General features: G+C 28.8%; 14 protein-coding genes. 8 read left to right on the top strand and 6 right to left on the bottom strand.

All coding sequences use genetic code 11. The features are described from left to right. The first annotated feature begins 418 nt into the window (after positions 1-418). Complete coding sequence (locus ACHZC3_RS06635; protein WP_394759088.1) at positions 419-1,294, top strand: hypothetical protein; 876 nt, start codon at positions 419-421, stop codon at positions 1,292-1,294. Positions 1,295-1,364: 70 nt separating this feature from the next. On the opposite strand, the gene hutI is transcribed toward ACHZC3_RS06635, so the two are convergent. Beyond that, positions 1,365-2,600, bottom strand: a complete 1,236-nt coding sequence (hutI, locus tag ACHZC3_RS06640; protein ID WP_394759089.1) for an imidazolonepropionase — start codon at positions 2,598-2,600, stop codon at positions 1,365-1,367. Between the two features lie 70 nt (positions 2,601-2,670). Here hutI and corA point away from each other — a divergent pair, with 70 nt between their 5' ends. The 4 genes from corA to ACHZC3_RS06660 all read left to right on the top strand — a co-directional run bounded on the left by corA (position 2,671) and on the right by ACHZC3_RS06660 (position 5,375). Continuing rightward, the gene (gene corA, locus ACHZC3_RS06645; protein WP_394759090.1) at positions 2,671-3,741 is read left to right on the top strand and encodes a magnesium/cobalt transporter CorA; all 1,071 of its coding nucleotides are present in this window, start codon (positions 2,671-2,673) and stop codon (positions 3,739-3,741) included. Positions 3,742-3,820: 79 nt separating this feature from the next. Then, positions 3,821-4,306, top strand: coding sequence for a glycine-rich domain-containing protein (locus ACHZC3_RS06650; protein ID WP_394759091.1), 486 nt, complete (start codon positions 3,821-3,823; stop codon positions 4,304-4,306). Then, positions 4,307-5,059, top strand: coding sequence for a hypothetical protein (locus ACHZC3_RS06655; protein WP_394759092.1), 753 nt, complete (start codon positions 4,307-4,309; stop codon positions 5,057-5,059). Positions 5,060-5,150: 91 nt separating this feature from the next. Next, positions 5,151-5,375, top strand: coding sequence for a VF530 family DNA-binding protein (locus ACHZC3_RS06660; protein WP_394759093.1), 225 nt, complete (start codon positions 5,151-5,153; stop codon positions 5,373-5,375). Here ACHZC3_RS06660 and ACHZC3_RS06665 read toward each other — a convergent pair. From ACHZC3_RS06665 to ACHZC3_RS06680, 4 genes are read right to left on the bottom strand one after another with little or no spacing between them, the layout of a single operon-like run. Further along, positions 5,372-5,923: a DUF3575 domain-containing protein gene (locus ACHZC3_RS06665; RefSeq protein WP_394759094.1), complete on the bottom strand. Its 552-nt coding sequence runs from the start codon at positions 5,921-5,923 to the stop codon at positions 5,372-5,374. The two genes, ACHZC3_RS06660 and ACHZC3_RS06665, sit on opposite strands and share 4 nt — an antisense overlap. Before the next feature lie 57 nt (positions 5,924-5,980). After that, a complete protein-coding gene (locus tag ACHZC3_RS06670; protein WP_394759095.1) occupies positions 5,981-8,188 on the bottom strand; it encodes a TonB-dependent receptor plug domain-containing protein in 2,208 nt (735 codons plus the stop codon). Between the two features lie 51 nt (positions 8,189-8,239). Further along, positions 8,240-8,791: a GNAT family N-acetyltransferase gene (locus ACHZC3_RS06675; RefSeq protein WP_394759096.1), complete on the bottom strand. Its 552-nt coding sequence runs from the start codon at positions 8,789-8,791 to the stop codon at positions 8,240-8,242. Between the two features lie 4 nt (positions 8,792-8,795). Then, positions 8,796-9,644, bottom strand: a complete 849-nt coding sequence (locus tag ACHZC3_RS06680; RefSeq protein ID WP_394759097.1) for an aldose 1-epimerase family protein — start codon at positions 9,642-9,644, stop codon at positions 8,796-8,798. A gap of 144 nt (positions 9,645-9,788) precedes the next feature. Between ACHZC3_RS06680 and ACHZC3_RS06685 the strand changes: the two genes are divergently transcribed. The 3 genes from ACHZC3_RS06685 (at position 9,789) to ACHZC3_RS06695 (ending at position 12,837) form a co-directional block, all read left to right on the top strand. Next, positions 9,789-10,070 carry a hypothetical protein gene (locus tag ACHZC3_RS06685; RefSeq protein ID WP_394759098.1) on the top strand — a complete coding sequence of 94 codons (282 nt, stop codon included), beginning with the start codon at positions 9,789-9,791 and terminating at the stop codon, positions 10,068-10,070. 117 nt (positions 10,071-10,187) lie between these two features. After that, positions 10,188-12,428 (top strand): M1 family metallopeptidase, encoded by a 2,241-nt coding sequence (locus tag ACHZC3_RS06690; RefSeq protein WP_394759099.1) that lies wholly within the window; start codon positions 10,188-10,190, stop codon positions 12,426-12,428. Between the two features lie 208 nt (positions 12,429-12,636). Then, positions 12,637-12,837, top strand: a complete 201-nt coding sequence (locus tag ACHZC3_RS06695; RefSeq protein WP_394759100.1) for a hypothetical protein — start codon at positions 12,637-12,639, stop codon at positions 12,835-12,837. 50 nt (positions 12,838-12,887) lie between these two features. On the opposite strand, the gene ACHZC3_RS06700 is transcribed toward ACHZC3_RS06695, so the two are convergent. Then, a complete protein-coding gene (locus ACHZC3_RS06700) occupies positions 12,888-13,829 on the bottom strand; it encodes a LysR substrate-binding domain-containing protein (protein WP_394759101.1) in 942 nt (313 codons plus the stop codon). Between the last annotated feature and the right edge of the window lie 40 nt (positions 13,830-13,869).

Raw genomic sequence — 13,869 nt, forward strand, 5'->3', positions numbered from 1 at the left:
CAATAAAATTTAAATACCTGAAGCCCACTGGGCTTCCTCCTCTTAATATCAAATGTCGCCTTTCTTTTGAGAAATCCTCATCATGTATTTGATAAGGATATTTTTTTTGTTTATATCTGTTTTGTAATTATTGGATTTGGTTTGAATCCAAATAATTGTAATTTGCAAAAAAAAAATAAAAAGTAATAATTGTTATTTTATAATGAGTCATACCTTAATTTAATTTACATATAACTAAATTTGGTTAGATGTTTTTAATTAATTTCAGTTAGATTAAAAAATAGATATTTAGTTAAAAAAGTAATTAAAATTCACCATTACCTATTTTTTATTATTTTTTATTAATTTTTTGATTGATTATTATGAATATAATGTATATTTGAATTGTTAACTATTGAAAACTATAAAACAAAACGTTATGGGATTATTTAACAGTGCACCATCTTTGAAAATTATTTCAGCTACTTTAGGATTAGCTTTATTATGTTGTTTAGCTTATTCGTATAAGAATTATAATGATTTTCAAGAAACGAAAAGAATATTGAATAATGAAAAAACAGCTATAGTTGTTGAATTAAATAAATCTAAGGATTCATTAGAATTAGCTATTTCTGAAAATTCATCATTAAAAACAGATTTGATTGTTGAAAGACAAAAAGTGACTAATCTATTAGATGAGATTAATAATACAAATATTGATGTTGCATCATTAATAAAATATAAAACAGAAGTAAATAGATTGAAAAATGTTGTAGTCTCTCTTACAAAAGAAAAATTTCAATTGAAGAGGAATAATGAACTTCTTAAGGTGCAAAGAGATAGTACAATTCTTGTTTTAAATCAATCTAAAAAATACAATGATACTTTAGTAGCAATGAATGAAGATTTAAATAAAGTTATTAGAAAAGGTTCTAAAATATCTATTATAAATTTAAAAACAGCTACATTAAAACAATTAAAAACTGGTGATTTGGAATCTACTGATAAAGCAAGTAAGGTTAATGTTTTACAGATTACTTTTTTGGTTATAGGTAATAAAATATCTAAACCTTGCGAAAAAGAATATTATGTTCAGATAATTGATGCTAAAAATAATATTGTAGGAGAAAAACGTTCTAAAAAATTCGGTCCTATGATTCTAGATTACAGTTATTCATCTCCAGTAAAATTTAAAAATGAAAGTCTTGAAGTTACTGCCGAGTTAGCATTGGAAAATGTTGAAAAAGGAACTTATTTTGTAAATGTTTATGATAAAGGTGAGTTAGCTTCAAAAACAACATTTGCATTGAGATAAAATATATTTTTGGTTAATTTTGGTTAATTTACCCAAAAAAGTCTTTCGAAATAATTGAAAGACTTTTTTTTTATATCAATTTCCCTTCTATAAAAACACAATCTATTAGATTACTTGTAAAAGAATAAGCCATTTCATAATATGTACTTAATGGTTTTGTAATTATAATATTAGCACTTTTTCCTTTTGTAATACTTCCGTGAGTTTTAGAAATCCCCATAGCATATGCTCCGTTTATTGTTGCAGCATTTATGGCTTCATCTGGCGTCATTTTCATTTTTATACAAGCAGTTGCAACAACAAAATTCATATTTCCTGATGGAGTAGTTCCTGGATTATAATCGGTAGCAAGAGCAAGTGGTAATCCTGCAGCTATCATTTTTCGTGCTGGCGTATAAGGAATACTAATAAAGTAGGAACAACTTGGCAATGCAACAGGCATGGTCTTACTTCCTTTTAAGGCTTCAATATCTTCGTCGGTTACAATTTCGAGATGATTGACAGAAAGGGCTTCGTATTTTACACATGCTTTAATTCCGCCTATGGCTGTAAACTGATTGACATGAATTTTAGGAATCAAACCATATTTTTTTCCTGCTTCCATAATTTTTTCGGTTTCTTGTATTGAAAAATAGCCAGTTTCTAAAAAAGCATCAATATAGTCGGCTAATTTTTCTTCTGCAATTTTAGGTAGCATTTCATTAATAATCAAATCGATATAAGCTGTATGATTTTCTTTATATTCAGCAGGGAATGCGTGTGCACCAAGAAAGGTTGCTTTTATTTTTATAGGATAATTTGTGGCTAATTTTTTGATTACTCGAAGCATTTTCAGCTCACCTTCAACTGTGAGTCCGTAACCTGATTTTATTTCGACAGCGCCAGTTCCTTGTTGCATGATTTCTTCTAAACGAACTTTCGATTGGTTGTAAATATCTTCCTCACTAGTTTCATTCAATTTTTTAGCGGAATTTAAGATTCCGCCACCACGGTTGGCAATTTCCTCATAACTCAAACCATTTATTCTATCTACAAATTCCTGGATTCGATTGCCTGCATAGACAATATGCGTATGACTATCGCACCAAGTTGGTAAAACAGTTTTGCCAGTTGCATCGATAGTTTGGTTAGTTTTAATATCAGGACAATTAGACATTGGACCAAAATCGGCAATAAGATTATCTTCTATTAATAAAAAAGCGTTGTCAATTTTGGGTAAAATCGCCATTTCGTGACCAGAAACTTTATCGATATGATTATCTCGAACTTGAAGTAACTCTTTTATATTGATGATTAATGTCTTCATGAAAAATAATTTTTGTAAAAATAATCTTTGATTTTTAAAAACGGCTATCTTTATATCAAATTATTATAAAGTGCGAAAAATAAAATACAAAAAAGGGAAAAAAGTCGTCCCTACATTTTTTGAATATACAGGTAGTCATAAAAATATTGCCACAGAAATGCAATTGTTTGTATATGACAATGAAAATCTGACAGAATGTGCAGACCATAAATGCAAAGATTTACTTTCTATAATAGATCTTAACAAAGTAAATTGGTTGAATATTCATGGTTTAAATGACATAGCAATCATTAAGCAAGTTGGAGATTTCCTGAAGGTCGATAATTTTATGTTGGGTGATATTTTAAACACTACAAAACGAACCAAACTCGACGAATATCATGATGTTTTATTCTTTAATGTCAAGTCTTTATTGCCAATAGAAAACTCGGATAATATAAATGTAGAACAAATAAGTTTTTTACTTAAAAATGGAATCCTATCTTCTTTCCAAGAAAAAAAGAGCGACTTTTTTACTCATATTAGAGAAAGAATACGAACTCATTCTGGAATTGTAAGAGAGAAAAAAGCAGATTATTTACTGTATTTGCTACTCGATGCCATTATGGAAAATTTCTATATTACTATTGAAAATGAAGAGGATAGCGTGGAGGCATTAATTAATTTATCTAAAACAAATACCAAACCAGAAATTTTAGAACAAATAGAAAAACATCGGGATAATTTTAATTTCCTGAAACGCTCTATTATTCCTTTGCGAGATTCTTTATATTCGATAAAAAGTATGAAAGACGACAATGTTTTTAATGCTATAGAAAAAGAGAATTATAGTTTTTTTGATCGTTTGCATCAAAAGTCTTTAGAACTTTTAGAGCAAATAGAATATGATATGATTTCGCTCGATAGTGCTTCTAATTTCTATTTCTCGGCACAAAATCATAAAATGAATGAAGTTATGAAAACCCTAACAGTTGTTTCGGTTTTCTTTATGCCACTTACATTTATTGTTGGTGTTTACGGAATGAATTTTGACAATATGCCCGAATTGCACTGGAAATATGGTTATTTCTTAATTTTAGCCGCTATGCTTATTTTGCTTTTAGGAATGATTGTTTATTTTAAAAAGAAAAAATGGTACTAAGTTTTTCACGAAATTATTTTATTAGACCAATAATTTGCGGTAAATATTTTAAAAGGTCAAAGCAAAATACAGGAAAAGCATGAATGATGAACAACTAAAATTGTGGAACGAAATTAAAAATTTTGAATTGGACGAACCAGAAATTCCTTTAAGTTTTACGGATAGACTTGCAAGAGAAAATGGTTGGACAATTGAATATTCAATTCGAACAATTTTAGAATACAAGAAATTTATTTTTCTTCTAACAGTTACAAATCATCCACTAACACCTTCTGACCAAGTTGACCAAGTTTGGCATTTGCATTTGCTTTATACCCAATCTTATTGGGAAGATTTTTGTGAGAATACAATCAAAAAAAAAATTCATCACGGACCAACTAAAGGTGGAGAAAGCGAAAAAATGAAATATACAAATTGGTATGAAAAGACTAAAGAATTCTATTTAGAAGTTTTTAAAAGCGAAACTCCAAAAGATATTTGGCCATCTAGTCAAATTAGATTTTCAGAAATTGAGTTTGAAAGAGTAAACCTAAAAAGAAATTGGATTATAAAAAAACCATTTTAAATGAAATATTTATCTGAATTAACTCCTGCAGAAATTTATATTTTAACCAAAGAAAAAGTTACACATAGAGAACTCTTGAAAATTACTTTTATCGATTTATTGTTAAAACAAGTTTTAAAAACATTTGAAATAGAAAGAAAACCTCATAGCAGAGACGAAATAAGGGTTTATAAGTATGTTGGTATTGGTCAGAATTTCAAAAGTTATAATGCTGAAAATCACGAAAATTTTTTTTTGTCAACATTCGAGAATGACAATACAATTGAAATACTTTTTAGAAATTTAGTTAAAATAGGTTATCAAAATTCTAGAACATTATCTAATTTTAAAAATGAATTAATCAAAACATCTGTTTTAAAAAAATGTTTTTCTCAAAATGTTTTTCAAAAATTATTTAATATTAATAGTTATACAGAATATGGAACTGAATTAAAAAGAAAAATTGAAAAAGAAATTGAAAGTTTAAATAAAGAACGTTCAAGTATAAATAACATTGAAAATCAAAAAGCACTTGAACTCATCAAATTAATTGGAGGAAACATATTTATGTTAAATAATATTAACTATGAACTATTAAGCCAAATTGATCAGGATTTAGCCCAGGAAATGAATAAAAAACACACAGATGGTGGAACTGGTTGTTCAGGTTGTGGATTCGATAATTATTCATCAAGTTTTGATAGTGGTTGCAGTAGTGGAGATAGCGGAAGTGGTTGTAGCAGCGGTTGTGGTGGATGCGGAGGCTGTAGCTAGAATAAAAATAAGAGAAAAATTTAAATAGAAAAATCATCAGATGTAATTTTTATAGTTTTTTTATTGAAATTTTTAATTCTATTTTTGTGTTATGGAAACTAATAAATCTAAAGACCCTCTTCACGGAATTACACTTCAAAATATCCTAGAAAAACTAGTTGATTATTATGGATTTGATACTTTAGGAGAACTGATAAATATAAAATGTTTCAACGAAAAGCCATCAATAAAATCGAGTTTAACTTTTTTGAGAAAAACGGATTGGGCAAGAAAAAAAGTTGAAGAATTGTATGTGCAAACTTTACCAAAGTTTTAATAAATTAAATAGCAAATCATTATTCCGCCTCGATAAAGTAAGAATTCTCCACTTTTATTATATTTCTCTGCTGTTTCGTAACGAGTATTAGTGTCTAAATAATATCCTTTATAAAACGCTTGTTGGCTGCCTCCACCAATAAATATATCTAATAGTAATTTTTTTGAAATACTTTTTTTATAACCAACTGTTCCGCCAATAAAATAATTGTACCCTTTTTGATAATAATTAGTATATAAGTAACTCCATTTTTGCAATTTGAAAGTTCCTCCACCAAGATGAGTTCCAATATAAAAACCTTTGTAGTTTTCTTTAAAATGATATCTTATTTCGGGAGTAATAATTACAAATTGAAGTGGAGCATTGTTTGCTGATTTCCAAAAAGAAGCAGCTATATCTACTTGAAAAGTTAATTTTTCAGCAATGGGTGTTTCTATTCCTATGTTCGGAACAAGTACAAGAGCCGCGATTCCATTTACTTTAGCGTAAGTCTGAGCATGAATTAAGCTTGAGAATAATATAAAAAGGAGATAAAATTTATGTAACATTAGCTCTAGAATCTTTTGCTAAAGTAATTAAAATTTATCTCCTTTTTATTGTATGTATTATAAAGTATATTTAGCTCCAATGTAGAAATTTCTACCTGAAGCATTTATTCCAGAAGCAAAATTTCTGTATTGAATATCCAAAATATTTTCAAGTCCTGAAAAAACTGTAAAGTCTTCAAATGGTTTTACAGCTGCCTTAAAGTTATAGGTTTGCCAAGCTGGCATTCCGTTTACGGGAGCATAAACTAAATTATCTTCACCACTAGCAGAATAATCTTCTAAATGTTTTTTGCCATTATAAAGCATATTCAAATCAAAATTTATCCATTTATTTTCGTAGTTAAAACCAGTTTTACCATAAAAGGGAGGAATGTGATCTAGTGGTTTTTCTGTATTTGTTCCATCAGATTCAAGGCGTCCATATGTAAAATTAAAGCTACCGTAAAATTTTAAAGATTTTAAAAAATTAATCTTTAATGCTGTCGAATATCCAAAAATAGATGCTTTACCTAAATTTTGATTGGCTTGTACAATACTTGAAGTGCCATCATACACTATTGTACTTTGATTGTTAAATAAAAAATTAGAAGTTACAATAAAATCATACAATCTTGTGTAAAATACAGTATTGTCTAACTCGAAAATTTTGTCATCGTATAAAGTTATATTGAAATCTCCCGTGATATTTTTTTCAGGTTTTAAATTTTCATTGGGAACAATTAGTACCCCAGCAGTCGATTCAAATACTTTTGCTAAATCATCAATATTTGGAGTTCTAAACCCAGTTCCAACATTGAAACTAACTTTTACATTTTTTGTAGAATTATTTGCAATTCCTGCCGTAGCACTATATGTTGTGTTTTTTTGATTTATTTCTGTAAAGGGTAAACTTAAAAAGCTATTATCTGCAATATCGCTATGCAATTTTGAGTAGCCAACTCTTCCTCCTAAATTATAAGATGTGTTTTCGGTAAGTTTAGAAATATAGGTTGCAAAAACATCTGTTTTTAGAGTAAAATTTTCACCGTTAGGATATCTCGTGTCTATTGGTTTTATTATTCCAGTTATAATATCTACAGCGTTTGCGGTCGAATTTAAATCATCATAAAATGCTTCAATACCATATAATAATTCACCTTTACCAATTTTAGTTTTTAAATCGGCATTTATAGAATAAACATTTACTTTTTCTAGTCTTGATTCTTCACTTGTACTTTTATACTTGCGAGTAATTCTACTTTCTTCAATATTCTGATAATCGACACCAATAGTTAAATCACTATTTAATAATGCTTTTTCTTTATTAAACATATAACCAGCTAAAATTCTTTTTTGCGGACCATAATTCCAAGTTGCAGTTTTCAAATCCCCATTACTACTTATATCTGTTAATCTATCATATCTAGGAATATCTGATGTTGTTGAATATTGCAAATTTAGACTATGTTCGGTTGTAGCATTTGGTTTAAACAAAACTTTTTGCATAGCATTGTATTGTTTGTACCCAGAGAATTTTTGTACTAATGGATTATCATTTTTTACAATAGTATCAACTCCGTTTACAGTTTCAATATAGTTAGATCTTGTTCCAAAAAAATCATTATGACTATTTTTTTTACTTCCCATTCTTAAATCTCCAAAATCATTATAAGAAATTGCAGTTAGCGTAGCCCATTTTCCACCAGAAAATCTAAAATCACCATAACCCGATTGCTCATTATTTGCCGTAGCATATCTAGTATTTAAACTAGCTGAAAATCTTTTTGTATTTTTATCAGAAAGTAAAAAAGGTCTTTTTGTAATTAAATTGATAGCTCCGCCTAAAGCATCGCTTCCATACGGTGTAGATGAGGCTCCAAAAAGGATATCAGTATTTTCTAACATATTTTCATCTACAGAAATTACATTTTGCAAATGACCGCCACGAAAAATTAGATTATTCATTCTAACACCATCTACTAGAAGTAATATTCTGTTAGATTCTAATCCTCTAATCACAGGACTTCCACCACCTTGTTGGGATTTTTGAACAAAGAGTTTTCCGGAATTTGATAATACTTCTGCTGTGGTTTGATAATTTCCTAATTCAATTTCTTTCTGAGAAATTGTCTGAATTTGTTGCGAACTATTTCTTTTAGATTTTATGTATCGTTGTGATTCTAGCTTTACTTCTTCGAGTTGATTTGATTTTAATGAATCAGTGACTTCTTGAGAAAAAGCAACGGTAGTAATACATAAAAAAAATAGTCGTAAAAAACAGTTCATATAATGGAATTTGATGATTACTTATCAAAAATCATTCCAAAACGCTTTGTTTTATTGAGTTTTTAGCAAAGAATAGATAACAGTGTCTAGAAATTTACCGTCATAATATTCATTTTCAATTAGATGTGCTTCTTTTATGAAGTTATTTTTTTCTAAAACCCTTGCTGATGCAGTATTCTTAGGGTCTATAATAGCTTCTAGGGAATGCATATTCATCTCATTAAAACCATAATCGATCATAAGTTGTATTGCTTCAGTTATAATTCCTTTTCCATGGTATTCTGGTAATAACATATAACCAATCTCGGATCTAAAATGTTCCCAACGAATCCTATAATGACCAATAATTCCAATCATTTTTGGGTCGCTTTTTAAGGTAATTGCCCAGTTTATTCCTTCGTTTGTTTCTATCTTATCTTGAATCATTTTTATATGTTCCATCGCTTGCTCCATTTTTGTAACTAATGGTCTAGGAATATATTTCATGGTTTCTGGATTACTTCTTAGAGCAAAAATTTCGTTTATATCTTTGGTTGTTATTTGTCTTAATAACAATCTTTCGGATTCTAAATTTTTAAACGGAAGAAATGAAAATGTACTCATAATATTATAAAATTTCGATAGAAAAAGAAGTGTTAAAGGTATTATTTATATCTAATATTTGAATTCCTTTTTTGTCAAATAAATTACCATTTGAGGTTGCTTCATCAGCATAACCAAACCAAGGTTCTATACATAAAAAAGGAGCATTTTTCTTTGTCCAAATTCCGAGGCTTGGGAAACTTCCAAAATTAATTTTTAAATATGGAAGATTATTTTTTAAAATTTGTACATATTTTGATTTAAACTCTATAAAGACCAAAGCATCTTTTTCGAATAATGAGTAGGTGAGAGGCAATGTTTTATTTTTTAAATTAATGCTTCTTGTTTTTCCTGAAAATTGTTCGTTTTCTAGTTCGTGAGTTATTAATTTCTCATCATTTTCAAACTGCAAAGAATAATTTTTAAAATCGGAATCAATATTAAATGCTGGATGAGCTCCAATAGAAAAAGGCATTTTTTGAGTTGAATTATTTTTAACCAAATAAGAAATAGCAAGACTGTTTTCGACTAATGTGTAACAAATTTGCAATTCGAATTGAAAAGGATAGTGAACTAAAGTTTGTTGATTTTCTTTTAATGAAAATGTCACTGAAGATTCAGTTTGATTGCTAATGTCAAAATCATAATTTCTTGCAAAACCATGTCTTGGCATGAAATACTCAGTTTTATTTATGGTGTACGAATCATTTTTTAATTTTCCTACAATGGGAAACAGAACAGGTGACGTTTTGTTCCAAAATTCTTCATTTATTGTCCAAATATAGTTTTTATTGTTTTTTGTTAAACTGATTAATTCTGCACCAAAACTATTTATTTTGGCTAATGTGTTTTGATTTTTAATGATAATTTCCATCACTATATTTTCGAGGATTATTAATTTACTGCAAGATATTATTTAAAATGAATAATTATTTTATATTTATAATCTATCGGGTTAAAAAATATTTTACTATTTTTATAATACCTCATTTTATCATTAACTAATAATAAGTACATTATGGATGCAAATTTTCAAGTTATAGAAAAAGAATCAATAGACAATCTTCACTTTCCATCTACAGATGTTCTTGAAAGTAAAGAAGAAATTAATCAAAGAAGTTCCGATTTAGACAGAGCACTTTCGTTAGGAAATTTAGAACATTCTAAAATTAAAATATATTTTGAAGATGATCAATCTAAAAAGGTTGTAGAAACCACTATTTGGGGAGTTACTGATAAAAGAGTAATACTAAAACAAGGAGTTGTAATTCCAATAAACAGGATTTATAAATCTATTTAAGGTCAATAAAAATCTTAAATAAACCTGACACCAATTTAATTTGGTGTTTTTTTTAACTTTTTATGTAACAAAAAGCCGAAAAGTTATTCTAATTTTAACAATCAAAAAAAAAAGAATATGAAATCAAACATGCTTAAAGGATTATTTATTTCCGCATTAGTTGTAGGAAGTAATATAATTTCTGCACAACAAACATCAAACTATAATTATCACGATGCATTTGCACCTGGTTTTTATTCAAAAAATGCTACTGAAACTCGTTCGGCAAGCGGACAACCTGGAGCAAAATATTGGCAAAACAGAGCCGATTATTCATTAACAGCATCATTAGACGATGTTAAAAATGAAATTTCGGGATCAGCATTAGTAACTTATACTAATAATAGTCCAGATAAATTAGGATTTTTGTGGATGCAATTGGACCAAAATCTTTTCAAAAAAGACTCCCGAGGAAATGCTATTATTCCGCTTAAAGGAAGTAGAAACGGTGCAAAAGGAGAAGAATTTGACGGAGGTTATAGAGTAAAATCTGTTAAAGTTATTTCGACATTAAACGGAAAATCTTCTGAAACGAATGCTAAATTTACAGTTATTGATACCAGAATGCAAGTAGATTTGCCACAAGAGCTAAAAGCAAATGGCGCAAGTGTTAAACTTAAAATTGATTATTCGTTTGTTTCTCCTTTTTATGGTTCTGACAGAATGGGAGTATTAGAAACAAAAAACGGAAAAATATATACTGTTGCACAATGGTATCCAAGAATGTGTGTGTATGATGATGTAAAAGGTTGGAATACATTACCTTACTTAGGTGCTGGAGAATTTTATTTAGAATACGGAGATTTGGATGTAGCTATTACTGCTCCAGCAAATCATATTGTTGTTTGTTCTGGAGAATTATTAAATCCTACAGAAGTTTATACACCAGTACAGCAAAAAAGATGGAGTGAAGCAAAATTGAGTGATAAAACGGTAATGATTCGTTCTGCAGATGAAGTTACAAATGCAAATTCTCGCCCTGCCGGAAAACAAACATTAACTTGGAAATTTAAAATTAAAAATGCACGTGATATGTCTTGGGCTTCTTCAGCTTCATTTGTTATTGATGCCGCTAAAATTAACTTACCAAGCGGGAAAAAATCATTAGCAGTTTCTGCTTACCCGGTAGAAAGTAAAGGAAATGATGCATGGGGACGATCTACAGAATATACAAAAACATCAATAGAAAATTATTCTAAAAGATGGTATGAATACCCTTATCCAGCTGCAACAAATGTTGCTGGTAACGAAGGCGGAATGGAATATCCAGGTATTGTTTTTTGTAGCTGGGAATCTAAAGGATTCGATTTATGGGGAGTTACAGATCACGAATTTGGACACATTTGGTTTCCTATGATTGTAGGTTCTAACGAGCGTTTATTTGCTTGGATGGATGAAGGTTTTAATACATTTATCAATTCATTAAGCGCTGATGATTTTAACAAAGGAGAATACAAACAACCTGCAATGAATATGCATCAAGCTTCAGGATTCTTAACAAACCCTGAAATGGAACCTGTTTATACTGCTCCAGATGGATTAAAAGAAGCAAATTTAGGAATTTTAGCTTACACAAAACCTGGTGCAGGTTTAACTATGTTGCGTGAACAAATTTTAGGAAAAGAAAGATTTGATAAAGCTTTTAGAACTTATGTTGAGCGTTGGGCTTTTAAACATCCAACTCCAGATGATTTTTTTAGAACTATAGAGAATGTTTCGGGTGAAGATTTGAACTGGTTTTGGAGAAGTTGGTTTATCAATAATTGGCGTTTAGATCAGGCTATTACTAAAGTAAAATATGTAAAAAATGATGCTAAACAAGGAGCTGTAATTACTGTTGACAATTTAGAAAAAATGCCAATGCCTGTTATTGTTGAAGTTAAAACTAAAAGTGGTGCAACTTCAAGAATGACTTTGCCAGTAGAAATTTGGGAACGCAACAAATCATGGTCATTCAAATACAATTCTACTGAAGAATTAGAAAGTATCACTATAGATCCAGATCACGTTTTTCCTGATATGAATTCTGCAAATAATGTTTGGACAGATGCTAAAAATGGAGTTGAAAAGGGAATGAATCTTGATTCTTATTTAGGAAATTTCTCAAGTACTCAAATTCCTATTAAGATTAATTTTACTCAAGAAGATGATAGTTTAGTTATTAATGCAACTGGGCAACAATCAGTTCCATTAGAAAATCTTGGAAATGGTAAATTTACTTTTGATCAAGCTGGATTAACAGTTCAATTTAATGAACAAAAATCAGGTTTCAAATTAAGTTTTGGTGCACAAAGTTTTGAGTTTACTAAGGATAAATAAGTTTTAATTTACTTAGTCAAAAATCACTTTCAGATTGTAGGGATACAAATTGAAAGTGATTTTTATTTAATTGTAATATTTATAGTATAATTATAGTAATAATAAACACTTAATCGTTTTTAATATGTATTTTAACGATTATTAAAATATTTTTTTTTACATTTATAATAAGTTATTAATCTAATTACTCATTTTAATCTTACTTATTATGTCTAGAATGATTTACGATTACACGAAAGATGTTTTGGAAAAAGTTAGTTTTGATGCTAAACTTTTTATGAAAGAGCTAAAAAAGGCAGTAAAGAATTTACTTCCTTATGAGATAGAACATCTGAAGAAATGGTTGCTATATTTCACAGAAAAGAAACCAGAATTAAAACAATGTGTATATATTGTTATTAAAGAATAATCTATTTAAAAATTCAGAAGAAATAAAAAAGGAAGTGGAAATTTCCTTTTTTATTTCTTCTGAATTGGACTTATAATTTCTACATTTTGAAATGCAATTGCGCCACGCAAAACACCTGAAATAACAGTTCTTAAAGCATCAATAATATGAATTTTAAGTTCGTTTTTCGGAAAAATTAAACTTATTTCCCGAGCTGGTTTTGGTTCTACAAAATGTTTTAATTTTAATTTGTCTTTTTCTTTCAGGTCTAGAGTATGCAAATAGGGTAGAAGCGTTATTCCCAATCCTTCATCAGCTAATTTGATTAGCGTCTCGAAGCTTCCACTTTCAATTCTAAATTTAGTATCATCAACTGGAGTTGTATTTTTGCAAAGATTCAAAATTCCGTCTCTAAAACAATGTCCATCTTGTAAAAGTAAAATTTCATCTACATTCAAATCGCTAATTTCAAGTTCGTTTTTAGAAAATTTTGCATGATGTTCAGGAATGTAAATCATAAATGGTTCATAATACAATACTATTTCCTTTATTTTTTCTTCTTGTAAAGGGGTCGCAGCAATGGCGGCATCTAGTTGACCATTGTTGAGTTTTTTTATAATTTCAGCTGTGTTTAATTCTTCAATTATCAGTTTGACTTTTGGATATTTTTTGATAAAATTATTCAAAAACATTGGTAATAATGTTGGCATAATTGTGGGAATAATTCCCAATCTAAATTCGCCACCTATAAAACCTTTTTGCAAATCGACTATATCACGCATTCTATCTGCTTCATTGACAATATTTTTTGCTTGAGCTACAATTTTTTGTCCAATATCAGTGAGCTGAATTGGTTTTTTGCTCCTGTCAAAAATTAATATGGAAAGTTCTTCTTCTACTTTTTGTATTTGCATACTTAATGTAGGTTGCGTTACAAAGCATTTTTCAGCAGCTAATGTAAAATTTTTGTGTTCAGCGACTGCCAAAACATATTGAAGTTGCGTAATTGTCATTATATAGTTATTTGTGATGCAAATATAAAAACTATAATTA

Source organism: Flavobacterium sp., assembly GCF_043720215.1.
GTDB lineage: Bacteria > Bacteroidota > Bacteroidia > Flavobacteriales > Flavobacteriaceae > Flavobacterium.